The sequence below is a fragment of the Alkalicoccobacillus plakortidis genome, assembly GCF_023703085.1.
In the GTDB taxonomy this organism is placed as follows: domain Bacteria; phylum Bacillota; class Bacilli; order Bacillales; family Bacillaceae_D; genus Alkalicoccobacillus; species Alkalicoccobacillus plakortidis.
Genome location: NZ_JAMQJY010000001.1, coordinates 2,670,947 through 2,696,309 on the forward strand (window position 1 = coordinate 2,670,947; position 25,363 = coordinate 2,696,309).

The window sequence follows — 25,363 nt, forward strand, 5'->3', positions numbered from 1 at the left end:
GAGAGGCCGACTCCAACAGGGCTTAAGGGCAAGGTTGAATTGATTTGACAAAGCCAAATTAGGCGGGCGCCCTCCCGACGAGACGTGTGCCCCCAACTCGGTAGCGGCTTGACTTCAGATTCTAATTTCTTTCATATGTTTTCTCATTATTAAGATACATTCATTATTTTCAGATAATATAAAAAATATTGATTAAACTGAATATATTATTCCGAGATAAGTTTAAATTGCTTGTATTAATTGATAAATCAAACAATAAGAATATGTGCTAACGTAGAAATATGTCTAAAATTATTGTCGAACTTTTTAAAATCGTGTATAGTGTATAAATATTAATACATCAATATAATATTCAAGGGGGAAATACAATGAAGTTGGGAAAAAAACATCTTTCAATGTGGATGCTGATTCTAATGTTAAGCTTTGGTTTAGCAGCATGTGCAAGCGAACCTGATAGTAATTCAGGTGATAGTGAGTCTGCTGACGGTGAAGAAGGTTCAGGTGGCGATCTAGTTATCGATATGAAGTCTGAAGCTGTTTCACTTGATCCACACAGTGTGAATGACGTTCCTTCTGGTAACGTACAAACAAACCTTTATGAAACACTTGTTTATTTTGATGAGAACATGGATATCCAAGATGGTCTTGCTGAAGACTGGAAAGTGGATGAAAATGTACTTGAATTTAAACTTCGTGAAGGTATTACTTTTACAGACGGTGAAGCATTTAATGCAGAGGCTGTAAAAGCAAATATTGATCGAGTTAAAGATGAAGCAATTGCTTCTCAACGTGCATTTTTGTTTGAAGATATTACTGACATTAACGTAGTAGACGACCAAACAATTCAATTTATTACTGAAGAACCATCTGCAACATTAATCTTTAGCTTCGCTCATAGCGGTGGAAGCATGATTAGTCCTAAGTCAATCGAAGAAGATTATGCAGCAATGGAAGAAGGAGAAAATCCTGGATCTGTTATTGGTTCAAATCCAGTAGGAACTGGATATTTCACATTTGATGCATGGGAATCTGGTAACTACATTCGTCTAGTGAAAAATGATGATTACTGGGGAGAGCCAGCTAAGCTAGATTCTGTTACATTCCGTGTTGTATCTGAGGATAACACACGTCTTGCTAATATCGAGACAGGCAGTGCACATGTCTCTGATCCAACTGCACCTAGTGATGTAAGTCGAGTAACAGGATCAGATGTAATGGATATCATGGAATCAGATAGCTTAAATGTTTCGTATATTGGTTTTAATACGCAACAAGAACCATTTGATGATGTAAACGTACGTCGTGCGATTACAATGGCTATTAATAACGAAGATATTGTTAACAATCTATATGATGGTTACGGAATTCCTGCTAAAGGACCAATTGCTCCAGGTGTAATCGGATATGATGATAGCTTAGAGCCAATCGGTTATGATCCAGAAGGTGCTAAGACACTTCTAGAGGAATCTGGTTATGGCGATGGAATTGAACTAACTATTTCTACAAACGATACAACAGAGCGTCAAGATTTAGCTACATTTGTACAAGCTGAATTAGGTAAAGTCGGTATCGATGTTAGTATCGAAATTGTTGAGTGGGGTGCTTATTTAGAGCAAACAGCTCAAGGTGATACTGATATGTTCGTTCTTGGTTGGAGTTCTGCTACAGGTGATGCAGATTATGCACTTGAGCCGTTATTCCACTCTAAAAACCAAGGTAATGCTGGTAACCGTGCATTCTATGAGAATGATGAAGTAGATGCATTGTTAGATGAAGCAAAAAATGAACTGGATTCAACTAAACGTAATGAGCTATATAGCGAAGTTCAACAAATTCTAATTGATGAAGCACCATTGCTTTATACTCACCACAAAGTAGAGTTGAATGCAGTTGCAAACACTGTTCACAACCTATACCGTCATCCGACAGGTAACTTCTGGTTGCAGGATGTTTACATCGACTAATAGCTACATTAAAAGGCAGCACTCATTTTGAGTGGCTGCCTTTTGATTTGAAAAAAATGTCGATTAAATAAGAATAATGTCGTGTTTTGTGTGACATTGTGAACAATCACTCGTTTATTATCTGAAAATACGGTATATTAATGTGACACTAGAAATTAGAATTTTTTAAATACTAACAAGAGTTTGAAAGGATGCATATCATGAAAAAGTCTTATTTACTACTTGTATTACTAACAGCGGGGTTAACGGCTTGTGCAAGTGAGCCACAAGCCTCCGGTTCAGATGAGGCAACTTCAGATGGTCAAGGTGGCGATTTGGTTATTGATATGGGGGCAGAAGCTGTATCACTCGATCCGCATTTAGCGAATGATGTTCCTTCCGGTAACGTTGCTTCTAATATCTTTGATCGACTTGTTACATTTGATGAGGAAATGAATATTGAAAAAAGCCTAGCAAAAGATTGGGAGCAGGTTGACGATTTGACGCTTCGATTTGAACTTGAAGAAGGAGTCACCTTCCATGATGGAGAGCCGTTTAATGCAGAGGCAGTTAAAGCAAATATTGATCGAGTAACTGACCCTGACATCGCCTCACCACGTGGTTATTTATTTACAAACATATCTGAGGTTGAAGTCATTGATGACTACACGGTTGAGGTGAAAACAGACGAGCCTTTTGCTCCGTTAATCTATAGCTTTGCTCATAATGGCGGGGGCATGATTAGTCCAAAGTCAATTGAGGAAGATTATGCAGCAATGGAAGAAGGGAAAGAGCCTGGTAGTGTCATTAATAATCATCCGGTTGGTTCTAGTTACTTTGAATTTGAATCTTGGGATACAGGTCAACAGATTAAACTAGTTAATAATGAAGACTATTGGGGTGAGCCTGCTAAGCTTGATTCGGTGACATTCAAAACCGTTCCTGAGGATGGAACACGTTTGGCTGACTTAGAGACGGGTAGTGCACACGTTTCTGATCCATTTAGCCCTTCAGATGTTGAACGAGTAAAAGGGACAGATGGATTAGATATCATAGAGTCCAATAGTATGGGAATAGAGTACATTGGCTTTAATACACAAAAAGCGCCATTTGATGATAAGCGTGTTCGTCAGGCGATTTCAATGGCAGTTGATAATGAAGCAATCATTGAGAATCTATTAAATGGATACGGAGTGCCAGCAATTGGTCCTATGTCTCCTCAGATTATCGGTTTTGATGATACAGTAGAACCCCTTGGATATGATCCAGAAAAAGCAAAAGAACTTTTAGCTGAAGCGGGTTATCCAGACGGATTTAAAACGTCTATTTGGACAAATGACAAGCGTGAACGTGTGGATCTAGTGACCTATTTACAACAAGAGTTAGGTAAGATTGGCATTGAAGTTGAAACAGAAACAATGGAGTGGGGTTCGTATCTAGATCGAACAAACTCTGGAGATCATGATATGTTTGTTCTAGGTTGGAGTGCTTCAACAGGAGATGCGGATTATGCCCTTTCTCCACTATTTCACTCATCGAACCATGGAGCAGCTTGGAAATAAGTCATTCCTTGATAACGAAGAAGTAGATCAACTTCTAGAAGAAGCTCAACATGAGATGGATGAAGCGACACGTATGGGTATGTATAAAGAAGTGCAGGATATTTTAATAGATGAAGCACCTCTTATCTATACGCACCATAAGCAAGAGGTTAATGCGATTCGTGATTCTGTCAAAAATTTATGGCGTCATCAAAGCGGTGATTTTAAGCTGCATGATGTTTATATTGAAGAGTAAAATAAAAGCCCGGGTGCTCCTGGGCTTTTACTCTGTCTTGCGGCAATACTAGTGGATCTGCTACGATACGATGGAGAACAACGTGGAGGCGGATGAGATGTCTAATCTGGTAGAACGCGAACAAGACCACATCTACTGGATGCGGCAGGCAATGAAACAAGCGGAAGAAGCAGAGAGTATTGGAGAGGTTCCAATTGGTGCTGTCATCGTTAGGGAAGGAGAGCTTATTGCTAGTGCACATAACCTACGAGAGACAACGCACAATGCTTGCGCACACGCAGAGTTATTAGCCATTCAAAAGGCTTGCGAAGCTCTTGATGCATGGCGTCTGGAAGGCTGTACTCTTTATGTGACGCTTGAGCCATGTCCGATGTGTGCTGGTGCGATTGTCCAATCTCGGATTCCATTAGTAGTATTTGGTGCAACTGATCCAAAGGCTGGTTGTGCAGGAACTCTAATGAATCTTCTAGATGAGACACGCTTTAATCATAGAAGTGAAGTGATAGGTGGATGCTTAGAGGATGAATGTGGTGCTCAATTAACAGCCTTTTTCCGTAACTTACGTGCATTAAAAAAGCAGAGGAAATTGGAATCGGACAGCCACCTTGCATAAAATGAATTTTTACCGTATACTGATGAATGCATCAGCAATTGATGCCTAACTATATTATCAACTTTGCCGTGCTAGGTGGGGAGGTAGCGGTGCCCTGTCACTCGCAATCCGCTAGAGCGAGACTGAATCCCTTTTCTAGGTCATGCCGTCGTTTGGTCTGCCCTAAGTAAGTAGTGTTGACATTTGGGTTCTGCGCAACGAAAACTCATGAATCCTGTCAGGTCCGGAAGGAAGCAGCAGTAAGTGAATCCTTTCGTGTGCCGCAGAGTTGCCTGGATTGAGCTAACTGCTTAGGTAACGCTTGGGATGGTATGATCGAAGAAAGGTGCACGGTATATATACATAGAACTCAAGCAATTGCGCTGGCCGCAATTGCTTTTTTTCTTGTTTGTACACTGAACTATGAATTGCGTATGGAAATGTCTATAATAGAAGGAAGAGAGAAAAAGAAGGGACGGGATATCAGCATGGGTTACCAGGCATTGTATCGAGTATGGCGCCCGCAGCTGCTGAAGGATGTTGTTGGACAGACACATTTGACAAAAACCTTGCAAAATGCGCTTGTTCAGAATAAATTTTCGCATGCGTATTTGTTCTCGGGACCAAGGGGTACCGGGAAAACAAGTGCTGCCAAAATTATTGCAAAGGCCATTAACTGTGAGAAGGCTCCGGTAGCTGAACCGTGTAATGAGTGTGCAGCTTGCAGGGGAATTTCCAATGGATCAATTGTTGATGTGATGGAAATTGATGCTGCTTCTAATAACGGTGTAGATGAAATTAGAGATATTCGGGACAAGGTAAAGTTTGCTCCTAGTGAGGTGCACTACAAGGTTTACATTATAGATGAGGTGCATATGCTCTCAACTGGAGCCTTTAATGCATTGTTAAAGACTCTTGAGGAACCGCCGCCCCACGCGATATTTATCCTAGCAACAACTGAACCGCATAAGATTCCGCTAACGATCATTTCTCGCTGCCAGCGTTTTGATTTTAAACCGATTTCCTCTGAAGCGATGATGTATCGCATGAAGGAGATTCTTGAAGCGGATCACGTACATGTAGAAGATGAAGCCCTTCAACTTATTGTGCAAGCAGCAGATGGGGGAATGCGGGATGCCTTAAGCTTGCTAGATCAAGCGATCTCGTTTTCAGATGAAACTGTGAGTGCAGAGGCGGTCAGGCTAATTACTGGGGCAATATCACGAGAGTCTCTAGCGCGTGTTGCGATCGGATTGCATGATGGACAAACAGCTGAGCTCCTACATTTAATAGATCAAGTATTAAAAGACGGTAAGGATCCGAAGCGATTTGTTGAAGACCTGCTTTATTATTTTCGAGATGTCCTTCTTTATAAAACATCATCGGATGCGGCGGACTTAATGGAACGAGCTGTTGTTGATGACGGGTTTAAACGTCTTTCAGAGGAACTGAGTTATGAGTGGCTTTATCACGCAATCGATACCGTTAATGCGACACAACAGGAAATGAAATGGGCCACACACCCGAAAATTTTAATCGAGCTAGCGGTCATTCAATTAATGAACAAACCACAAGTGACGGCTCCTGTTGCACAAGCAGAAGCTGTTCAGTCTCCACAGCTTGAAGAAAAAATGAAGAAGCTTGGAGCAGATGCTAAACGAGCTGCAAAAGCAAGGTGTGCAAGCTAGACCTGAAGAGAAAGCAGCGACTCAACCGAAGCGCACAAGAAAAGCACCACAACAAACAAGGCTTGCAACTGGTCAGGTTAAGGAGTTGCTTGGCAAAGCAGAAAAGCAGAAGCTACAACAAGTGACGTCTCAGTGGCCAGATGTAACAGCTCGAATGAAAGTGAAAAGCGTCCCTGGTTCAGCGTGGCTAAATGATAGTCGTCCGGTTGCGGCAGCTCCTGATGGGATTCTATTAGCATTTCAAAATGAGATGCATCGTGATATGATGGATACGAAGTTTAGAGAAATCTTGCTCGAGGTTCTTGGGGAAGTTTTTGGAGAAGGCATGTCGTTTTTAACCTTACTTCAATCTCAATGGACTAAGTTAAAGGATGAGTTTGTAAAGGAACAGAAAACAGGAGAAACTGAAGGAAGTTCAGAGGATCAACCTGTAACTGATCCCCTTATTGATGAAGCCGTTAAGCTTGTTGGTGAGGATTTGATTGAATGGGCAGACCAAAATTGACTGGAGGAATCATAAAATGAAGAACATGGGTAATATGATGAAACAAATGCAGAAAATGCAGAAGCAAATGGCACAGGCTCAGGAAGAGTTAAAGGAAAAAACGGTAGAAGCAACAGCTGGTGGCGGTATGGTTACGGTAACAGCAAGTGGTGACAAACGTATTTTGGATATTACGATCTCTGAGGATGTTGTTGATCCGGATGATATCGAGATGCTTCAAGATCTTGTACTAGCAGCAACAAATGAAGCTCTTAAGCTTGTTGATGAACTTGTTGAGCAAGATATGGGTAAATTCACTAAAGGAATGAATATTCCTGGAATGTTCTAGGGAGGTTAGCCATTGCAATATCCTGAACCGATAGCCAAACTAATTGATGGCTTTATGAGATTACCGGGAATTGGTCCCAAAACAGCGAGCCGTTTGGCGTTTTATGTATTAGATATGAAAGAAGATGACGTTCTTGATTTTGCGAAGGCATTGGTTAATGCGAAGCGAAACTTAACGTATTGCTCTGTGTGTCATAATATTACGGACCAAGATCCATGCCATATATGTGAAGATAAAGCGCGCGATCAGTCTATGGTCTGTGTTGTGCAAGAGTCACGGGATGTTATGGCGATGGAGAAGATGAGGGAATACCCTGGTCAGTACCACGTATTACACGGAGCGATTTCTCCTATGGAAGGAATCGGTCCAGAAGATATTAAAGTCCCAGAACTACTTAAACGATTGCAGGACGATACGATACAAGAGGTTATTATCGCAACCAATCCTACAATTGAAGGAGAAGCGACTGCTATGTATATTTCCCGTTTAGTTAAACCAACCGGTATTAAAGTGACGAGAATTGCTCACGGACTTCCTGTTGGTGGGGACTTAGAATACGCAGATGAAGTGACGTTATCAAGAGCAATTGAAGGTAGACGAGAATTGTAAGGCAGGCGATGTCATTGTTTTTTCGGAAAAAGGGTAAGCTTAGAATGGAAGAAAATGAACGACTGCTGAACCATATAGAAGTCACAAAAGAGCGCTATGATAATCAAAGGCAACTTATTGAACATAGTGTGGATCCGTCAGAAGATGTGATTTCACGAATGAAGCTAACAGAGGCGAAGTATTCGTTTTTAATAAGAGAAGCGAGAATTCGTCGCGCGAGAAAGAACAGCCTGTGAAGACAGGTTGTTCTTTTTTCTTATATAAGGACATACATTGAGGAAAGGGCAAGCTGTATGGGAGGAGAGACAATGGATCCGATTATTCTTTTTGCGTTGTTGGGTGGTGCTGTTATTCTTTTGTTGACCGTGGGAGCGCCAATGAGACCCATTCGTCTTGTAGGTAATATTGCTGTTAAATTAGTGATTGGCTTGCTGCTATTGTTTCTTGTTAATGCGTCAGGAAGTTGGACAGGGCTTCATGTCCCTATCAATCCAGTGACTGCATCTGTGACGGGGCTGTTAGGCGTACCAGGATTAGTTCTACTAGTTGTTGTGAAGCAATTTGTTCTATAGAGAGAAGGAAGCTGAATGTCATTCGAAGACCTACTTCGTAGCTAATACGGAGTAGGTTTTTTATTGTTGATAGAGTAAAGCTCAAATTTATTTTAAAAAGTTATTGCTTTTTAATTGTGGGCATGGTAAATTATATCTTGCTGTCAGGTGAGCAAGTAAACAACTTAAAAAAATCTTTTTAAAAAAGTTCTTTACTTTCTAGTTAACCTCATGGTATATTAGTTAAGTCGCCAACAGCGACACCGAGTTCTTTGAAAACTGAACAAAAGCCAAGCGTACGAAGAGATACACGATATCTCATAGTAATAAAAAGTCGCAAAAAATGATCTCGTTTTCGAGTAAGGATTTGTGCAAATTAAACTTTGTTTGATTTTAGACACATTCGTGTCTGTCATCAAAGTTAGTCAGCAGTTGAGCAATCAACTCACCACTTTTATGGAGAGTTTGATCCTGGCTCAGGACGAACGCTTGCGGCGTGCCTAATACATGCAAGTCGAGCGGACGTTTTTGAAGCTTGCTTCAAAAACGTTAGCGGCGGACGGGTGAGTAACACGTGGGCAACCTGCCTTATCGACTGGGATAACTCCGGGAAACCGGGGCTAATACCGGATAATATCTAGCACCTCCTGGTGCAAGATTAAAAGAGGGCCTTCGGGCTCTCACGGTGAGATGGGCCCGCGGCGCATTAGCTAGTTGGAGAGGTAATGGCTCCCCAAGGCGACGATGCGTAGCCGACCTGAGAGGGTGATCGGCCACACTGGGACTGAGACACGGCCCAGACTCCTACGGGAGGCAGCAGTAGGGAATCTTCCGCAATGGACGAAAGTCTGACGGAGCAACGCCGCGTGAGTGATGAAGGGTTTCGGCTCGTAAAGCTCTGTTATGAGGGAAGAACACGTACCGTTCGAATAGGACGGTACCTTGACGGTACCTCATCAGAAAGCCACGGCTAACTACGTGCCAGCAGCCGCGGTAATACGTAGGTGGCAAGCGTTGTCCGGAATTATTGGGCGTAAAGCGCGCGCAGGCGGCCTTTTAAGTCTGATGTGAAATCTTGCGGCTCAACCGCAAGCGGTCATTGGAAACTGGGAGGCTTGAGTACAGAAGAGGAGAGTGGAATTCCACGTGTAGCGGTGAAATGCGTAGATATGTGGAGGAACACCAGTGGCGAAGGCGACTCTCTGGTCTGTAACTGACGCTGAGGCGCGAAAGCGTGGGGAGCAAACAGGATTAGATACCCTGGTAGTCCACGCCGTAAACGATGAGTGCTAGGTGTTAGGGGTTTCGATGCCCGTAGTGCCGAAGTTAACACATTAAGCACTCCGCCTGGGGAGTACGGCCGCAAGGCTGAAACTCAAAGGAATTGACGGGGGCCCGCACAAGCAGTGGAGCATGTGGTTTAATTCGAAGCAACGCGAAGAACCTTACCAGGTCTTGACATCCTTTGACCACTCTGGAGACAGAGCTTCCCCTTCGGGGGCAAAGTGACAGGTGGTGCATGGTTGTCGTCAGCTCGTGTCGTGAGATGTTGGGTTAAGTCCCGCAACGAGCGCAACCCTTGACCTTAGTTGCCAGCATTTAGTTGGGCACTCTAAGGTGACTGCCGGTGACAAACCGGAGGAAGGTGGGGATGACGTCAAATCATCATGCCCCTTATGACCTGGGCTACACACGTGCTACAATGGATGGTACAAAGGGTTGCGAAGCCGCGAGGTGAAGCCAATCCCATAAAGCCATTCTCAGTTCGGATTGTAGGCTGCAACTCGCCTGCATGAAGCTGGAATTGCTAGTAATCGCGGATCAGCATGCCGCGGTGAATACGTTCCCGGGCCTTGTACACACCGCCCGTCACACCACGAGAGTTTGTAACACCCGAAGTCGGTGAGGTAACCTTTTGGAGCCAGCCGCCGAAGGTGGGACAGATGATTGGGGTGAAGTCGTAACAAGGTAGCCGTATCGGAAGGTGCGGCTGGATCACCTCCTTTCTAGGGAGTAATACTTCTAGTCGATCACACAGGTTCGCCTGATGTGAATACGCTTTGGCTTTTGTTCGGTTTTGAATGAACTTCGTTCATTCTGAACCCACTTTTTTTGTGGGCAATGGTTCTTTGAAAACTAAATCGTGCAATGCAAAACACACACAACGCAATCATCTCTATAGATGTGAGCGAGTCTTTATATACACCATACTTGATGAATGGCATCGTCAGATGACCTGAAATCAAATTGGTTAAGTTAGAAAGGGCGCACGGTGAATGCCTTGGCACTAGGAGCCGAAGAAGGACGCGACGAACGGCGAAACGCCTCGGGGAGCTGTAAGTGAGCTTTGATCCGAGGATATCCGAATGGGGGAACCCACCATTTTTAATCGAATGGTACCCGTATCTGAATACATAGGATACGAGGAGGCAGACCCGGGGAACTGAAACATCTAAGTACCCGGAGGAAGAGAAAGAAAAATCGATTTCCTGAGTAGCGGCGAGCGAAACGGAAAGAGCCCAAACCTGAAGGCTTGCCTTCAGGGGTTGTAGGACATTCCATTGGAGTCATAAAGAAACGGAGTAGGTGAAGCATCTGGAAAGATGCGTCAAAGAGGGTAACAACCCCGTAGCCGAAACTTCGTTTCCTCCGGAGTGTATCCTGAGTACGGCGGGACACGTGAAACCCCGTCGGAATCCGGGAGGACCATCTCCCAAGGCTAAATACTACCTAGTGACCGATAGTGAACCAGTACCGTGAGGGAAAGGTGAAAAGCACCCCGGAAGGGGAGTGAAAGAGATCCTGAAACCGTGTGCCTACAACTAGTCAGAGCCCATTAACGGGTGATGGCGTGCCTTTTGTAGAATGAACCGGCGAGTTACGATGTCGTGCAAGGTTAAGCTGATGAGGCGGAGCCGTAGCGAAAGCGAGTCTGAATAGGGCGATTTGAGTACGCCGTCGTAGACCCGAAACCGAGTGATCTACCCATGTCCAGGGTGAAGTTCAGGTAACACTGAATGGAGGCCCGAACCCACGCATGTTGAAAAATGCGGGGATGAGGTGTGGGTAGGGGTGAAATGCCAATCGAACTCGGAAATAGCTGTTCTCCCCGAAATAGCTTTAGGGCTAGCCTCGAGGGAAGAGTCTTGGAGGTAGAGCACTGATTGGACGAGGGGTCCCCACAGGATTACCGAATTCAGTCAAACTCCGAATGCCAAGTACTTATCCTCGGGAGTCAGACTGCGAGTGCTAAGATCCGTAGTCAAGAGGGAAACAGCCCAGACCATCAGCTAAGGTCCCAAAGTATACGTTAAGTGGCAAAGGATGTGGAGTTGCCCAGACAACCAGGATGTTGGCTTAGAAGCAGCCACCATTTAAAGAGTGCGTAATAGCTCACTGGTCGAGTGACTCTGCGCCGAAAATGTAACGGGGCTAAACGTATCACCGAAGCTATGGATGAACACCTTAGGTGTTCGTGGTAGGGGAGCGTTCCAAGGACAGCGAAGCTAGATCGTGAGGACTAGTGGAGTGCTTGGAAGTGAGAATGCCGGTATGAGTAGCGAAAAGAGGGGTGAGAATCCCCTCCGTCGAAAGCCCAAGGTTTCCTGAGGAAGGCTCGTCCGCTCAGGGTCAGTCGGGACCTAAGCCGAGGCTGAAAAGCGTAGGCGATGGACAACAGGTTGATATTCCTGTACCACCTCTCCACCGTTTGAGTAATGGGGGGACGCAGAAAGGTAGGGTGAGCGCGCTGATGGATATGCGCGTCTAAGCTGTTAGGCTGGAAAGTAGGCAAATCCGCTTTCCGTTCGGCTGAGCAGTGATAGCGAGGGAAATTTAGTACCGAAGTCCCTGATCCTCCGCTGCCTAGAAAAGCCTCTAGCGAGGTGGAAGGTGCCCGTACCGCAAACCGACACAGGTAGGCGAGAAGAGAATTCTAAGACGCGCGGGAGAACTCTCGTTAAGGAACTCGGCAAAATGACCCCGTAACTTCGGGAGAAGGGGTGCTCTATTAGGGTGCAAGCCCGAGAGAGCCGCAGTGAAAAGATCCAAGCGACTGTTTAGCAAAAACACAGGTCTCTGCGAAGCCGCAAGGCGAAGTATAGGGGCTGACACCTGCCCGGTGCTGGAAGGTTAAGAGGAGGGGTTATCCTTCGGGAGAAGCTCTGAATTGAAGCCCCAGTAAACGGCGGCCGTAACTATAACGGTCCTAAGGTAGCGAAATTCCTTGTCGGGTAAGTTCCGACCCGCACGAATGGTGTAACGATTTGGATACTGTCTCAACGAGAGACCCGGTGAAATTATAGTACCTGTGAAGATGCAGGTTACCCGCGACAGGACGGAAAGACCCCATGGAGCTTTACTGTAGCCTGATAGTGGATGTTGGTATCGTTTGTACAGGATAGGTAGGAGCCTTTGAAACCGGAGCGCCAGCTTCGGTGGAGGCATTGGTGGGATACTACCCTGACGGTGCTGACATTCTAACCTCGACCCGTGATCCGGGTCAGGGACATTGTCAGGTGGGCAGTTTGACTGGGGCGGTCGCCTCCTAAACAGTAACGGAGGCGCCCAAAGGTTCCCTCAGAATGGTTGGAAATCATTCGAAGAGTGCAAAGGCATAAGGGAGCTTGACTGCGAGACCTACAAGTCGAGCAGGGACGAAAGTCGGGCTTAGTGATCCGGCGGTGCCGAATGGAAGGGCCGTCGCTCAACGGATAAAAGCTACCCTGGGGATAACAGGCTTATCTCCCCCAAGAGTCCATATCGACGGGGAGGTTTGGCACCTCGATGTCGGCTCGTCGCATCCTGGGGCTGAAGTAGGTCCCAAGGGTTGGGCTGTTCGCCCATTAAAGCGGCACGCGAGCTGGGTTCAGAACGTCGTGAGACAGTTCGGTCCCTATCCGTCGCGGGCGCAGGAAATTTGAGAGGAGCTGTCCTTAGTACGAGAGGACCGGGATGGACACACCGCTGGTGTACCAGTTGTTCCGCCAGGAGCATCGCTGGGTAGCTACGTGTGGACGGGATAAGTGCTGAAAGCATCTAAGCATGAAGCCCCCCTCAAGATGAGATTTCCCATGGCGTAAGCCAGTAAGACCCCTTAGAGATGATGAGGTTGATAGGTCTGGAGTGGAAGCGTGGCAACACGTGGAGCGGACAGATACTAATCGGTCGAGGACTTATCCAACATGGTGAAAGACAGTGTGAGTAGCATAGAAACAGGAAGAAGAAGTCACTTCGGTGAATTCCTCCTCCTGTGGGCACGATTTGGTTTTGAGAGAATCTTTCTCAAGATGGACAACAAGCATCAAGTGATTCGAGGACACAAGGATTGGAACGAAGGAGCGTATCTTCATACGTGACGGAGTGACAAGACGAAGTGGACAAAGAAGCGCGCCGATGATTGGCCGTCCAGCATAGTCCGGTAGCAATAGCGAAGAGGTCACACCCGTTCCCATGCCGAACACGGCCGTTAAGCTCTTCTGCGTCAATGGTAGTTGGGGGCTTCCCCCTGCGAGAGTAGAACGTTGCCGGGCACTAAAAAAGAACCCCTTCATCTGATGGTTAACCCATTGGATGAAGGGGTTTTTTGTGTGGATATGGATTGGAGAAGCAAGAGATATCGGAATTGGAGTCAGAGGAAGAAATCGATTCGGATATAGACCGATTAAAAGCAGTAAAGAGAAGGAACAAAGGCAATACCAAGAAACAGGCGAACGTAACCAAGCTAGAGCACCTATTCACCAAGAAACAAGCTTCATTAACAAGAGGAACCGGAGATAAAGCAAGAACAAATCATCTTTTACCCAGCATCAAGCCCCGACACTAAGAAAAACAGCTAGCTAACCAAGAGGCACCCCACACTAGCAAGAGAAAGAACAACGTTAGCAAGAACCTTTTTCATACCACCAAGAGACTTCTCTTCACACCAAGAACCACCTCCCCACACCAAGCCCGAACTCTCCGCACCAAGAGAGAAAGCCCAACAGTAAGAGCTCTGCCCAACCATCTCAAAAGGAATAAACCTATCAAGGTTTAAATCGATTAAATAAACCCTGCAAACCTCTTAACCCGAAAACCAAGGGCAATACCAAGAACCATCAACCCTTAACCAAGCTAGAGCACCCATTCACCAAGAAACGAGCTGCACCTCCAAGAGAAACAAATGAAAAACCAAGACCAATCCTCTTCTTACTAAGCTAGAGCTCCAGACAACCAGAAGAACCCCAAGAAAACCAAGAGCCTCACCTCATCAGCAAGAGAGAACCCAACACTACTAAGACATGGCACACTACACCAAGAAAGAAACGTATTTATCAAGAGCGCCCTCCCAACACCAAGTCCTGCACGACTCATAAAAGGAATAAACCTATTCAGGTTTAGATCTCTTAAATCTCACAACCTCATTCCAAGTCCCACCCCTCTAATTCAAGAGCAAACCTAAAGAACTCCATAATCATATTCCAATTAATTTAATAAATTTGGAAAAAGTATGAATCTATTTGTGAGTTAACACGTATAGGTAGATGACAATCTTTTTGGAGGGGATATTTACATATGAGTTTAGTAGAAAACGAAAGTAAAAAACCATCAATGGTAGGCATTTTTTCTAGTCCAATTGTTCAACTTGAAAGAATTAAGGAAAGACCGTTAGTTTTGATTCCATTATTAGTTGTTTTAGCTATCAGTATCATTGGATCTGCGATTTTAGCGTTTATTCCCGATTACTCAAGCATGACTGAGTTAATGATTCAACAAGGTTCGGCTACTGAAGAAATGATTGAAGTATTAGAAGTGATGAGTAGAGTCATTGTGTTAATAGCGGGTATTTTTACTCCGGTTTTGCTGGCAATTCTACCTGCTTTTATTTTTTGGTTGGTTGCTAAAATTACTGGGAGTATGGTTACGTATAAACAATTAGTCTCACTTATGCTTTATATTAGCTTGATTGCAGCAATCGGTTATTTATTTAATGCGGTAGTAGTCGCTCTATTTAATCTTGAGCCAACAGTTATCGTAACAGGTATTGGGCAGTTTTTTGATTCTATGGAACCTATGTATAGTTTTTATAGTCTAATAGATATATTTACTATTTGGTATGTGATTTTGACAGCTCTTGGTTTGCGTTATGTGGCAGGTTTTAATAATGGGCTCGCTTGGTCCTTACCGATTCTTTATAGTGTGGGATCAGCATTAATAGGTTATCTTAGCACATTAGCAGCTATCTAAACTTTATTAAGGAGTGAGTAGATGAGTAAAAAGAAATTTTTTATCGCCTCTGGTATCATCGTTGCTGTGCTATCGTTTGCTTCAATTGCCATTGTGCAATCACAGTCTCAAAATGTAAGTGGTTCGATTGTAGATGTTGTGAATCCAGTAATTGAACCTCTTAAAACAGAGGTAATGCTTCCTGGGACGGTGAAGTCGGAGCATCGACAATCCATTAGTTTTTCGCCTGACTTAGGAGAGACGTATCAACTTCTTGTAGAAGAGGGGGATGATATTAATGAGGGTGCGGACCTAATTCAATATGATGGAACTCAATCAAAATCAGAGCAAGAGAAAGTAGCTCTACAGATTGAAGCCGGTTACTTACATATAAACTACCTTGAAAAACAAGAAGAAGAGGTAAAGAAACGTGAAAAAGATTTAAAAAAAGAAGTAGGAGAAAAAGAGGCAAAAGAAACAGTTCAAGCCGAAAAGGATCAACTTGAATTTGAACGAAAAAATGCCAATCTAGATTTACGACAGTTGTTACTGCAAAAGGAAGAGTTAGAGGAGCAGAAACAGAAACTTACGATAAAAAGTGAATTGGCTGGTACGGTTTTATCTGCAGAAGAGAATCCTATTGAGCAGAAACCTATTATTGAAATTATAGCCGCGGATCAATTAATTGTTGAAGGTACATTAAGTGAATATGATTCTTTAGTTGTTGAAGAAGATCAGACGGTCGCTATAACCTCAGATGCTCAGCCGGGTGAAGAGTGGACAGGTACTGTAAGCTCCATTGGGTTTATGCCTATTGAAAACGAACTAACGGGTGGTGATGGTGAGCGAACGGAATATCCTGTAACCATTAAACTAGACGATGGAGATATAACTAAATTAAAGCCAGGATATAATTTGATCTTAAGAATTGCAACAGAAGAAAAACAAGCGCTTACTGTTCCAAATTCTGCTGTTTTATCTGAAGAAGGCACGAGTTATGTTCTGATTATTGAAGAAGGGAAAGCGATAAAAAGAGAGGTCACGGTCGGTATACAGTCAGGGTCAAATTCAGAAATTGTAAATGGTCTATCTGAAGAGGTAGATGTGGTTGTTAATCCTTCAGGGGTTAACGAAGGAAATGAAGTGAGTATTAATGATTAAGTTAGAGAAGGTAAACAAGTCCTTTAAAGTGGCCATGGAAGAAACGCCGGTTTTAACAGACATTCATTTAGAAATTACAGAAGGATCTTTTTCAGCGATTATGGGCCCGTCTGGATCCGGTAAATCAACTTTAATGAATGTCATTGGGTGTCTGGATCAGCCAACTACTGGGAGTTATTTTTTAAATGGCGAGAATGTTACGAACTTAGACGATATTCAGCTTGCAAAGCTTCGGAATAAATACATCGGTTTTATTTTTCAGCAGTTTCACTTATTGCCACGATTAACAGCTTTAAAAAACGTTGAGCTACCAATGGTGTATGCAGGAGTTAGTAAAAAAGAGCGTGAAGAACGTGCACGACATGCACTGGAACGGGTTGGTCTTGCTGAACGTGTAAACTACTTACCTAATTCATTATCAGGTGGTCAAAAGCAGCGAGTGGCTATTGCGCGTTCTCTAGTGAATGATCCAACCATTATATTGGCTGATGAACCAACAGGGGCACTTGATACTAAAACCAGTGCTGCGATTATGGAGTTATTGACCGACTTGAATAAAGAAGGCACAACGATTGCCATTGTTACACATGAACCTGAAATAGCTGAATATACGGAGAGAACTATTTTTGTAAGAGATGGACGCTTAGTTGAGTCACTCTAAGTACTCGGGAAAGGAATGAAGAGATGGGTTTTGTAGAGAATATTAGAATGGCTGTCGCCTCTATACGATCACATAAAATGCGTTCTCTCTTAACGATGCTGGGTATCATTATCGGAGTTGCTTCTGTCATTATTGTTGTAGCGATTGGACAAGGTGGAGAAGCGATGCTCAAAGAGCAAATTGTTGGTGAGGGCAATACGAGTGAACTGTATTATGCACCATCAGAGGAGGAATTGCAGAGCAACCCTTCTGCTTGGGAATCTGCATTTAGTACGGAGGATGTTCGCGAACTTGAACTATTAGATGGCGTTTCTAATGTTGTGGCATATAGCATGGAATATGGTTCAGCTTTTTTTCAAAATGAAGAGACAGATACAAATATCTTTGGTGTGAATCAGGCTTATATGGATGTTCAAGGCTTCACCGTTTCTAAAGGGAGTACGTTAAGTGATCAGGATTTTGTTAGCGGTCAAAGAAAGGTGTTAATATCAGAAACTCTGAATGAAGAATTATTTGGTGAGGAATCGTCTATTGGTGAGATCATACGAATTGGTCAGCAGCCAGTTGAGGTAATCGGAGTGCCTGGAACCACCAACAGGACTGTTAGCATTCATGAGTGGAAGTGAAATTTATCTTCCGTCTGAAACTTGGCGGACCATTTATGGAAAAACAGAATATAGCCAATTAACCATTCAGGCAGAAAATCTGGATGACCTCCAAGCAACAGGAGAGTCTGCAGCAGATTATTTGAATAACAAGTACGGGACAGACGAAGCGTATCAAGTTTTGAATATGGAACAAATGGCGGAGGGACTTGGCCAGGTCACACGAATTATGACATTGATTATTGGCGGCATTGCCGGCATCTCTCTATTAGTTGGAGGAATTGGTGTGATGAACATTATGCTGGTTTCTGTGACAGAGCGGACAAGGGAGATCGGTATCCGAAAATCACTTGGTGCAACTAGAGGTCAGATCTTGCAACAGTTCCTAATCGAATCGATTATTTTAACGTTAATAGGTGGCGGTATTGGTATTGCTGGCGGTGCCTTATTGGTAACAATTGTATCGGCTATATTTGGCTTACCTACCTTAGTTTCCATCCCGGTTGTCATTGGTGGTTTACTATTCTCGATGCTAATCGGTATTATCTTTGGCATTATGCCGGCTAACAAGGCTGCAAAGCTTAATCCAATTGATGCATTAAGGTATGAATAAATGATTCTTTCTATTTCATAGGCACATAGACCGGCTTCTGTGAATATATGTAAGGGAGAGTCATTTTAGAGGTTTGGAAAAAGTGGGCTTGGGCGATACTGTTACAAAGGAGTTGGTCTCTAATGAAGAAAACGGGTGTTATACGCGTTCAGATGGGTCAAACCTGTTTAATCTGTGAAACAAGGAAACTGCAAGGTTTTAACCTTTTTAACTCTTTTGTTTGTGAGACTTGCGAGCAAAAAATTGTAACAACAGAGGCAGGGACAGAGGAGTACACAGAATATGTCCATAAAATGCGCGGGATGATGACAGGACACTAGTAAATAAATAGAAGAGACAAGCTGATGATAAACGGCTTGTTTTTTTTGTTTAGAATTGGCTTATCTTACGCTAGAATAGGAGAGACTAGTGAGTACAAAGAGGAGAGAAAAATGACAGAACCTACATTGAACATGCCTCTTGTTCAGGCTATTCAAAGGCATAGCCAAACCAAGCCACATTCGTTTCATGTGCCTGGTCATAAAAACGGATCCATCATTCCTACAGGCCTTGAGGATTTTAAGAATATTCTACATTATGATCTAACGGAGATTGAAGGCATGGACGATTTACATGATCCGACAGGCCCAATAAAAGAAGCACAGCAATTGCTGGCGAAATATTATCAAGCGTCAGAGAGTTTCTTTTTAGTTGGGGGAACCACGGTTGGTAATCTGGCAATGGTGTATGCTTTATGTGAGCCAGGGGATGTGGTATTCGTTCAGAGAAATAGTCATAAGTCTATTCTTCATGCAGTTGAGCTTGCTGGGGTGACGCCGGTTTATTTAGCGTCGGAGGTTGATGAGTCAACAGGCATTGCAATGGGTGTGACAGAAGAAATTCTGCAGGAAGCACTACAAAATTACCCGGAGGCAACGGCCCTCATTATGACATATCCTACGTACTATGGGGTATGCCGCTCCCCTGAAAAGCTTATTCAGCGGGCGCAGCAAGCTGGTTTACTGGTAATGGTGGATGAGGCGCATGGCGCACACTTTGCCATAGGGGAGCCGTTCCCAGTTTCAGCCCTTTCAGTGGGTGCCGATGTGGTTGTGCATTCGGCTCATAAGACTCTTCCGGCGTTAACTATGGGTTCTTATTTACATGTGGGTGAGCGACTGCATGCGAATCAAATAACAAAAATTAAGCGTGCTTTATCGATATTCCAATCGAGTAGTCCTTCGTATTTAATTATGGCTTCTTTGGATGCAGCAAGAGCATACTTGCAGTCTTATACAAACGAGCAATTAACTAGCACTATAGCTTCTATTCAAGCAATTAAAGAAGGTATCAGTCTGATTCCTCAACTTGAGGTCGTGCAGTGGGAAAAAAGCGGGTATTCATATGACCCACTAAAGGTTACAATTAAATCAATATCATCGTTATCCGGGTATCAGCTTCAAGAGCTATTGCACCATGGGGGAATAGACGTAGAAATGGCAGATGAGCAGCATATTTTGCTTGTTATGGGTCTTGAGCCAATGGAAAAAGGGGAGCTATGCTCAGTAAGCTTTCTGGACTATTAGCAACATATCAAGTGAATGAAAATCAGCAACAAAAAGAATCATTCAGACACGTGTCGTCCGAAGAATATATCAAGCATATACATACCTATAAAACGAAACGAATTCGATTTTGGGAAGCAGAAGGTTGGATAGCAGCAGAGGCTGTCATTCCATATCCTCCTGGCATCCCTCTGCTTTATCCAGGGCAACAAATTGATAAAGCAGTGTTGCAGCAGATTGACCAGCTGCAACAAGCAGGTGCGAGATTTCAAGGAATAGATGTTATGGAAAATGGGATTTGTGTGGCAGAGCTGGAGGATAGAATATGAATAAAGGATGGTTTATTACATTTGAGGGTGGAGAAGGTGCAGGAAAAACCACTGTAATCTCGAATGTAGAACAAAGGTTAAATCAAATAGGGCTTGATACATTGAGAACAAGAGAGCCAGGCGGAATTAAGATTGCTGAGAAAATCCGGACCGTGATTTTAGATGTAGAACATACTGAGATGGACGGCCGTACGGAAGCGCTCCTTTATGCAGCTGCGAGAAGACAGCATTTAGTTGAAAAGGTCATTCCGGCAATTGAGGCAAATAAGGTCGTTTTGTGTGATCGATTCATTGATAGTAGCTTAGCGTATCAAGGGTATGCAAGAGGTTTAGGCATTGACGAGGTTCTCTCAATCAATGAATTTGCGATAGAAGGACACATGCCAGACCTAACAATTTATTTTGATGTGGATCCAGAAGTTGGGCTCTCGAGAATTCAACGTGATCAAGACAGAGAATTAAACAGGCTTGACCAAGAAAAACTCGAGTTTCATCATCTTGTAAAAGAAGGGTACGCCCGTGTGAAGAATCGTTATCCAAATCGCATTCGAACAGTGGATGCTAATCAATCAATTGAAACCGTCACTGAAGAAGTGATTCGTGTGATTCAATCACAAATACGTTATAATAAAGATAAGTAAAAGAAGGAGTGGATGAGAGTGAAACTAATCATTGCGGTCGTACAAGATAAGGACAGCGCACGGCTATCAGACGCTCTTGTTAAAGCAGATTTTCGAGCTACGAAGCTTTCTAGTACTGGTGGATTTTTAAAAGCGGGAAATACAACGTTTTTAATAGGTATAGAAGATGATAAGGTCAAGGAACTAATGGAAATTATAAAGGAAAATTGTAAGAGCCGTGACCAGCTTGTAGCCCCTATATCGCCTATGGGTGGGAACGCCGATTCTTATGTACCTTACCCAGTAGAAGTACAGGTTGGTGGAGCAACGGTCTTTACTCTACCTGTTGAAGAATTTGAACAGTTCTAATGGATAATGGTAAGGACGTGTGAACATGACAACTTGGAATGATCTACAACAAACACAGCCAAGAGTCGTTCCATTTATGATAAAAAGCCTTGAAAAGGATCGACTTTCTCATGCTTATATTTTTGCAGGAGAGTCTGGTACTGGGAAAAGAGAAATAGCTCTTCAGCTGACGAAGAGCTATTTTTGTAGAGAGCGTAATGGAGCGGAGCCTTGTGGTCACTGTGTGGATTGCAAACGAATTGAAAAAGGCAATCATCCAGATGTGCATATAGTTGAGCCCGATGGAGCCTCAATTAAAAAGCATCAGGTGGAATTTCTGCAGAAGGAATTCACCTATCGAGGCATGGAATCTTCCCATAAAATATATATGATTACAGAAGCAGATAAGATGACGGCAAGTGCTGCAAATAGTTTGCTTAAGTTTTTAGAGGAACCGGAATCACCAACACTTGCGATTTTATTAACGGAAAGAGAGTCTTCCTTATTGCCAACCGTTCGTTCAAGAAGTCAACAAATCTCGTTTCAGCCGTTGTCAAAATCTGTATTTGCCGAGAAGCTTCAAGAATTAGGGGTCTCTCGAATGCATTCTTTGGTGCTTGCAGAAATTACGACAAACTTAGACCATGCTAACCTTTTAAATGAAGCAGAATGGATTGCACAAGCCCGAAGCGTAGTGATACAATTGATGGGAGAGCTTTATCTTAGACCGAATCAGGTTCTGCTTACGTTGCAGGATAAGTGGCTTCCATTAAGTAAAGAGAAAGTTCACCAGGAAGCTGGTCTTGATATGATTCTCTTATGGTTAAGAGACCTTTTATATATACAAACGGGTAAATCAGATACACTCGTTTTTCCAGATCAACAAGATCAATATGAACAACTCGCGCTCTCCATCTCACAGCAACAGAATGTTGAGCATCTGTCTGGCGTGTTGGAAGCAAAACGTCATCTGAAGGCTAACATGAATTATCAGCTTGTCATGGAGAAGCTGTTGCTCAGCATACAGGGGGTATAGACGTTGCATCAAGTTGTAGGCGTTCGCTTCAAAAAAGCGGGCAAAATCTATTACTTCTCCCCAGGGGAATTTAAGTTAGATTTGGGTGAAGCAGTAATCGTTGAAACGTCACGAGGAATAGAGTTTGGAAAAGTTGTGATTGCTGAGAAGCAAGTGAATGAAAATGACGTTGTCCTCCCATTAAAACAAGTCATTCGACTGGCGACGGCTAAGGATAAACTGACCGTAACGGAGAATGAAGAGGAAGCGCTTCAGGCTTTTGAGGTATGCTCGGAAAAGATCGCAGAACATCAGCTTGATATGAAGTTGGTTGATGTCGAATATACATTTGATCGAAATAAAGTTCTGTTCTATTTTACAGCGGATGGACGGATTGATTTCCGTGAATTAGTAAAAGACTTAGCTGCTGTTTTCCGGACAAGAATTGAGTTAAGACAAATTGGCGTGCGTGATGAAGCCAAAATGCTTGGTGGAATTGGTCCTTGTGGACGTGTGCTTTGCTGCTCTTCATTCCTTGGTGATTTTGAGCCAGTTTCCATTAAAATGGCGAAAGATCAGAACCTTTCCTTAAATCCGGCGAAGATATCAGGCCTTTGTGGACGATTGATGTGTTGCTTGAAGTATGAAAATGACACATATGAAGAAGCTAAGAAGGAACTTCCTGATGTTGGAAGAAGTATTATGACACCAGATGGAAAAGGTAAGGTTATCGGATTAAATTTGTTAGAGCGTCTTGTACAGGTTTCATTGAACGAAGGAGATCAGGTACTTGAATTTACTCTAGAAGAACTGAACGGAACACGGGCTGTATCGGCTGAATCCGCAGAATGATGGGGTGGAAACGTGGATAAGAAGGCAATCTTTAAGAAGGTTAGCCAGATGGAGGAGGGTATTGGACAACTTCACCAGGAATTAAGCGGACTAAAAGAACAGTTGGCTTATCTAGTGGAAGAGAACCATTACCTCCAGATCGAGAATAAGAACTTAAGAGAGCGTTTTGATTGGGAAACGCAGCAGGATGAGAAACAAGTTCCTGCAGAGAACAAAAGCAAGCCAACGATTGGAGAAGGACATGACAATTTAGCTCGTCTCTATCAGGAAGGTTTTCATATCTGTAACACTCATTATGGAAGCTTACGAGCTGATGGTGAAGATTGCTTATTTTGTCTGTCATTTCTGCATCAAAAGAAATAATACATGCCTCCACCCGATTGTGAGGTCAACCCGTCAGAGTATGGTGGGTTGACCTCTTTTTTAGTATGATGGCAAAAGGGGTTGTACGATGAATCTATTAGAAAATGAACGTCTTGATTATATACCGGGAACTCCGTACTCTATTATTCAAAGTAGAGAGGTATTCTCTTTTTCAATGGACGCGGTACTGCTTGGACGATTTGTCCGTGTCCCTATCCAAAAAGGTCGAATAATCGATCTTTGTAGTGGTAATGGCATCATTGGACTTGTGTTAAGTGAAAGAAGTAAAGCCGATATTACGTCCGTCGAATTGCAGGAACGACTGCATGATATGGCGACGCGCTCGGTTTTGTATAATAGTAAACAAAAGCAAATTCTCTCTTTGCAAGCAGATGTAAACAACCTTCCGCCTTCAATTGAAGCAGGATCCTATGATGTAGTTACATGTAACCCTCCGTACTTTAAAGCAAATGAACAATCGGATCAGAATCATAATCCCCATTATACTATTGCAAGGCACGAAGTTCACTGCACGCTTCAAGATATCATTCGCACGGCATCCATTTTGGTTAAACAAAAGGGAAAAGTAGCTCTTGTGCACAGACCTGAACGATTAACGGACATGATTGATTTAATGAGACAATATCGCATTGAGCCAAAACGGTTACAACTAATCCAGCCTAATCAACATAAGGATGCGAATATGGTATTGTTAGAGGGGATAAAAGACGGAAAATCTGGGCTAACCTGCCTGCCTTCTTTATGTGTATACGGGCAAGATGGGGTGTATACAGATGCCTTTCGGGAGGTTTATGAACAAAAATGACCGATTTACATTATGTGTATATTCTTAAGTGCCGAGATAACACTTGGTATACGGGCTACACTAATAATCTAGAAAAACGACTTCAAAAGCACACAGAAGGAAAAGGGGCAAAATATACAAGAGGAAGAGGCCCATTTACGTTAATGTGGTCAGAAGAGTGTGCAACAAAAAAAGAAGCGATGCAACTCGAATACGCGCTAAAAAGAAAATCACGATTAAAAAAAGAAGAATATGTGAGGCAAAGAAAGGAGAAGTCAGATGCAGCAACAGATCAGTTATCAAACGAATCCTGATAAAGGAGTCTTGTACTTAGTACCAACCCCAATCGGAAATTTGGAGGATATGACCTTTCGCGCTGTTCGTATATTAAACGAAGTCGACGTTATTGCAGCTGAAGACACACGACAAACTCGAAAGCTTTGCAGTCACTTTGATATTCATACCCCTCTTACCAGATATGATGAACATACAAAAGAAAAGGTTGGGGCTCACCTCATTAAGCAAATCAAAGATGGTAAATCACTTGCTCTAGTTAGTGATGCAGGCATGCCTGCAATATCTGATCCTGGACAAGAAATTGTGAAATTGGCTATTTCCGAGGAAATAGCGGTGATTGTATTGCCTGGTGCAAATGCAGCATTGACTGCACTTGTTGCCTCTGGTTTATCAACGAATCAATTTTATTATTATGGCTTTTTACCACGTCAAAAAAAGGCACGTGCAGAAGAACTAAAGCAGATTTCGTCAATTAATGCATCGCTGATCTTTTACGAATCTCCTCACCGTATTAAAGAAACCTTATCTGCGATATATGAGGTACTTGGCAATCGGCAAATAAGTATTGGTCGAGAGCTCACGAAGAAATTTGAAGAATATCAAAGAGGAACTGTTGAAGAGTCATTAAGCTGGGTAGAAACGGGCATCATTAAAGGTGAGTTTGTAATAGTTGTTGATGGAACAACAGAACAACAACAAGAAGAAAAGTGGTGGACCGAACTTGCCATTAATCAGCATGTAGAGCACTATGTTTCGCTTGGACTTTCATCTAAAGAAGCAATTAAACAAGTGGCAACAGAGCGTGAAGTGCAAAAACGAGACGTCTATCAATCGTATCATCTGGATGAATAGGGGCATTATTTGATTTTATAAGCTGATTTTCCCATTATGCTAACTAGGGGAAATCAGCTTTTTCTATGTTAAGATGAATGAT

23 protein-coding genes, 3 rRNA genes, 1 other RNA gene and 2 pseudogenes are annotated in these 25,363 nt (G+C 43.2%); all 29 read left to right on the top strand.

Annotation, left to right across the window (positions count from 1 at the left end):
- Positions 1-368: 368 nt before the first annotated feature.
- The 29 genes and pseudogenes from NDM98_RS13950 to rsmI all read left to right on the top strand — a co-directional run bounded on the left by NDM98_RS13950 (position 369) and on the right by rsmI (position 25,281).
- A complete protein-coding gene (locus NDM98_RS13950; RefSeq protein ID WP_251608670.1) occupies positions 369-1,964 on the top strand; it encodes a glutathione ABC transporter substrate-binding protein in 1,596 nt (531 codons plus the stop codon).
- 200 nt (positions 1,965-2,164) lie between these two features.
- Positions 2,165-3,505 carry a glutathione ABC transporter substrate-binding protein gene (locus NDM98_RS13955; RefSeq protein ID WP_307728820.1) on the top strand — a complete coding sequence of 447 codons (1,341 nt, stop codon included), beginning with the start codon at positions 2,165-2,167 and terminating at the stop codon, positions 3,503-3,505.
- Positions 3,453-3,740: a hypothetical protein gene (locus NDM98_RS24140; RefSeq protein ID WP_307728821.1), complete on the top strand. Its 288-nt coding sequence runs from the start codon at positions 3,453-3,455 to the stop codon at positions 3,738-3,740. The genes NDM98_RS13955 and NDM98_RS24140 overlap by 53 nt, the downstream gene beginning before the upstream one ends.
- A gap of 97 nt (positions 3,741-3,837) precedes the next feature.
- Positions 3,838-4,353, top strand: a complete 516-nt coding sequence (gene tadA, locus NDM98_RS13960; protein ID WP_251608673.1) for a tRNA adenosine(34) deaminase TadA — start codon at positions 3,838-3,840, stop codon at positions 4,351-4,353.
- Between the two features lie 66 nt (positions 4,354-4,419).
- Positions 4,420-4,686, top strand: an RNA gene (gene ffs / locus NDM98_RS13965) — signal recognition particle sRNA large type.
- A gap of 134 nt (positions 4,687-4,820) precedes the next feature.
- Positions 4,821-6,525, top strand: a pseudogene (gene dnaX, locus NDM98_RS13970) (DNA polymerase III subunit gamma/tau).
- A gap of 16 nt (positions 6,526-6,541) precedes the next feature.
- Positions 6,542-6,853 (top strand): YbaB/EbfC family nucleoid-associated protein, encoded by a 312-nt coding sequence (locus tag NDM98_RS13975; protein WP_251608676.1) that lies wholly within the window; start codon positions 6,542-6,544, stop codon positions 6,851-6,853.
- Positions 6,854-6,865: 12 nt separating this feature from the next.
- Positions 6,866-7,462, top strand: a complete 597-nt coding sequence (recR, locus tag NDM98_RS13980; RefSeq protein ID WP_251608680.1) for a recombination mediator RecR — start codon at positions 6,866-6,868, stop codon at positions 7,460-7,462.
- Positions 7,463-7,470: 8 nt separating this feature from the next.
- Positions 7,471-7,698 (top strand): YaaL family protein, encoded by a 228-nt coding sequence (locus NDM98_RS13985; RefSeq protein ID WP_307728824.1) that lies wholly within the window; start codon positions 7,471-7,473, stop codon positions 7,696-7,698.
- Between the two features lie 72 nt (positions 7,699-7,770).
- A complete protein-coding gene (locus tag NDM98_RS13990; RefSeq protein WP_251608685.1) occupies positions 7,771-8,034 on the top strand; it encodes a pro-sigmaK processing inhibitor BofA family protein in 264 nt (87 codons plus the stop codon).
- A gap of 432 nt (positions 8,035-8,466) precedes the next feature.
- Positions 8,467-10,019 (top strand): 16S ribosomal RNA (locus NDM98_RS13995).
- A gap of 243 nt (positions 10,020-10,262) precedes the next feature.
- Positions 10,263-13,195: ribosomal RNA gene (locus tag NDM98_RS14000) — 23S ribosomal RNA — on the top strand.
- Between the two features lie 233 nt (positions 13,196-13,428).
- A 5S ribosomal RNA gene (rrf, locus tag NDM98_RS14005) occupies positions 13,429-13,544 on the top strand.
- The 16S, 23S and 5S rRNA genes sit together here, the layout of an rRNA operon.
- 55 nt (positions 13,545-13,599) lie before the next feature.
- Positions 13,600-13,791, top strand: coding sequence for a hypothetical protein (locus tag NDM98_RS14010; protein ID WP_251608690.1), 192 nt, complete (start codon positions 13,600-13,602; stop codon positions 13,789-13,791).
- A 774-nt stretch (positions 13,792-14,565) separates the two neighbouring features.
- A complete protein-coding gene (yknW, locus tag NDM98_RS14015) occupies positions 14,566-15,237 on the top strand; it encodes a YknW family membrane protein (protein ID WP_251608694.1) in 672 nt (223 codons plus the stop codon).
- A 21-nt stretch (positions 15,238-15,258) separates the two neighbouring features.
- On the top strand, positions 15,259-16,377 hold the full coding sequence (locus tag NDM98_RS14020; RefSeq protein ID WP_251608696.1) for an efflux RND transporter periplasmic adaptor subunit: 1,119 nt from the start codon (positions 15,259-15,261) through the stop codon (positions 16,375-16,377).
- A complete protein-coding gene (locus NDM98_RS14025) occupies positions 16,370-17,038 on the top strand; it encodes an ABC transporter ATP-binding protein (RefSeq protein WP_251608698.1) in 669 nt (222 codons plus the stop codon). Before NDM98_RS14020 ends, NDM98_RS14025 begins: the two co-directional genes overlap by 8 nt.
- A 23-nt stretch (positions 17,039-17,061) precedes the next feature.
- Positions 17,062-18,256 (top strand): annotated as a pseudogene (locus tag NDM98_RS14030) (ABC transporter permease).
- 122 nt (positions 18,257-18,378) lie between these two features.
- Complete coding sequence (locus tag NDM98_RS14035; RefSeq protein WP_251608700.1) at positions 18,379-18,576, top strand: sigma factor G inhibitor Gin; 198 nt, start codon at positions 18,379-18,381, stop codon at positions 18,574-18,576.
- Positions 18,577-18,687: 111 nt separating this feature from the next.
- Complete coding sequence (locus tag NDM98_RS14040) at positions 18,688-19,821, top strand: aminotransferase class I/II-fold pyridoxal phosphate-dependent enzyme (protein WP_251608704.1); 1,134 nt, start codon at positions 18,688-18,690, stop codon at positions 19,819-19,821.
- A complete protein-coding gene (locus NDM98_RS14045) occupies positions 19,794-20,129 on the top strand; it encodes an Orn/Lys/Arg family decarboxylase (protein ID WP_251608708.1) in 336 nt (111 codons plus the stop codon). The genes NDM98_RS14040 and NDM98_RS14045 overlap by 28 nt, the downstream gene beginning before the upstream one ends.
- A complete protein-coding gene (gene tmk, locus NDM98_RS14050; protein WP_251608710.1) occupies positions 20,126-20,770 on the top strand; it encodes a dTMP kinase in 645 nt (214 codons plus the stop codon). Before NDM98_RS14045 ends, tmk begins: the two co-directional genes overlap by 4 nt.
- Before the next feature lie 18 nt (positions 20,771-20,788).
- Complete coding sequence (gene darA / locus NDM98_RS14055) at positions 20,789-21,118, top strand: cyclic di-AMP receptor DarA (RefSeq protein ID WP_251608713.1); 330 nt, start codon at positions 20,789-20,791, stop codon at positions 21,116-21,118.
- Positions 21,119-21,143: 25 nt separating this feature from the next.
- Positions 21,144-22,133, top strand: coding sequence for a DNA polymerase III subunit delta' (holB, locus tag NDM98_RS14060; protein WP_251608716.1), 990 nt, complete (start codon positions 21,144-21,146; stop codon positions 22,131-22,133).
- Between the two features lie 3 nt (positions 22,134-22,136).
- Positions 22,137-22,964 carry a PSP1 domain-containing protein gene (locus NDM98_RS14065; RefSeq protein WP_251608718.1) on the top strand — a complete coding sequence of 276 codons (828 nt, stop codon included), beginning with the start codon at positions 22,137-22,139 and terminating at the stop codon, positions 22,962-22,964.
- Positions 22,965-22,976: 12 nt separating this feature from the next.
- Positions 22,977-23,327, top strand: a complete 351-nt coding sequence (gene yabA, locus NDM98_RS14070; RefSeq protein ID WP_251608721.1) for a DNA replication initiation control protein YabA — start codon at positions 22,977-22,979, stop codon at positions 23,325-23,327.
- An 88-nt stretch (positions 23,328-23,415) separates the two neighbouring features.
- Positions 23,416-24,153: a tRNA1(Val) (adenine(37)-N6)-methyltransferase gene (locus tag NDM98_RS14075; RefSeq protein WP_251608724.1), complete on the top strand. Its 738-nt coding sequence runs from the start codon at positions 23,416-23,418 to the stop codon at positions 24,151-24,153.
- Positions 24,150-24,446 carry a GIY-YIG nuclease family protein gene (locus NDM98_RS14080; protein ID WP_251608727.1) on the top strand — a complete coding sequence of 99 codons (297 nt, stop codon included), beginning with the start codon at positions 24,150-24,152 and terminating at the stop codon, positions 24,444-24,446. The genes NDM98_RS14075 and NDM98_RS14080 overlap by 4 nt, the downstream gene beginning before the upstream one ends.
- Positions 24,412-25,281, top strand: a complete 870-nt coding sequence (rsmI, locus tag NDM98_RS14085; protein ID WP_251608730.1) for a 16S rRNA (cytidine(1402)-2'-O)-methyltransferase — start codon at positions 24,412-24,414, stop codon at positions 25,279-25,281. Before NDM98_RS14080 ends, rsmI begins: the two co-directional genes overlap by 35 nt.
- The last annotated feature ends 82 nt before the right edge of the window (positions 25,282-25,363 follow it).

What these genes read in the sequence shown, in the direction of transcription:
- NDM98_RS13950 (WP_251608670.1), top strand. Translation starts at nt 369, where the DNA reads ATGAAGTTGGGAAAAAAACATCTTTCAATGTGGATGCTGATTCTAATG.
- NDM98_RS13955 (WP_307728820.1), top strand. Translation starts at nt 2,165, where the DNA reads ATGAAAAAGTCTTATTTACTACTTGTATTACTAACAGCGGGGTTAACG.
- NDM98_RS24140 (WP_307728821.1), top strand. Translation starts at nt 3,453, where the DNA reads ATGCCCTTTCTCCACTATTTCACTCATCGAACCATGGAGCAGCTTGGA.
- tadA (WP_251608673.1), top strand. Translation starts at nt 3,838, where the DNA reads ATGTCTAATCTGGTAGAACGCGAACAAGACCACATCTACTGGATGCGG.
- NDM98_RS13975 (WP_251608676.1), top strand. Translation starts at nt 6,542, where the DNA reads ATGAAGAACATGGGTAATATGATGAAACAAATGCAGAAAATGCAGAAG.
- NDM98_RS13985 (WP_307728824.1), top strand. Translation starts at nt 7,471, where the DNA reads ATGTCATTGTTTTTTCGGAAAAAGGGTAAGCTTAGAATGGAAGAAAAT.
- NDM98_RS13990 (WP_251608685.1), top strand. Translation starts at nt 7,771, where the DNA reads ATGGATCCGATTATTCTTTTTGCGTTGTTGGGTGGTGCTGTTATTCTT.
- yknW (WP_251608694.1), top strand. Translation starts at nt 14,566, where the DNA reads ATGAGTTTAGTAGAAAACGAAAGTAAAAAACCATCAATGGTAGGCATT.
- NDM98_RS14020 (WP_251608696.1), top strand. Translation starts at nt 15,259, where the DNA reads ATGAGTAAAAAGAAATTTTTTATCGCCTCTGGTATCATCGTTGCTGTG.
- NDM98_RS14025 (WP_251608698.1), top strand. Translation starts at nt 16,370, where the DNA reads ATGATTAAGTTAGAGAAGGTAAACAAGTCCTTTAAAGTGGCCATGGAA.
- NDM98_RS14035 (WP_251608700.1), top strand. Translation starts at nt 18,379, where the DNA reads ATGAAGAAAACGGGTGTTATACGCGTTCAGATGGGTCAAACCTGTTTA.
- NDM98_RS14040 (WP_251608704.1), top strand. Translation starts at nt 18,688, where the DNA reads ATGACAGAACCTACATTGAACATGCCTCTTGTTCAGGCTATTCAAAGG.
- NDM98_RS14045 (WP_251608708.1), top strand. Translation starts at nt 19,794, where the DNA reads ATGCTCAGTAAGCTTTCTGGACTATTAGCAACATATCAAGTGAATGAA.
- tmk (WP_251608710.1), top strand. Translation starts at nt 20,126, where the DNA reads ATGAATAAAGGATGGTTTATTACATTTGAGGGTGGAGAAGGTGCAGGA.
- holB (WP_251608716.1), top strand. Translation starts at nt 21,144, where the DNA reads ATGACAACTTGGAATGATCTACAACAAACACAGCCAAGAGTCGTTCCA.
- NDM98_RS14075 (WP_251608724.1), top strand. Translation starts at nt 23,416, where the DNA reads ATGAATCTATTAGAAAATGAACGTCTTGATTATATACCGGGAACTCCG.
- NDM98_RS14080 (WP_251608727.1), top strand. Translation starts at nt 24,150, where the DNA reads ATGACCGATTTACATTATGTGTATATTCTTAAGTGCCGAGATAACACT.
- rsmI (WP_251608730.1), top strand. Translation starts at nt 24,412, where the DNA reads ATGCAGCAACAGATCAGTTATCAAACGAATCCTGATAAAGGAGTCTTG.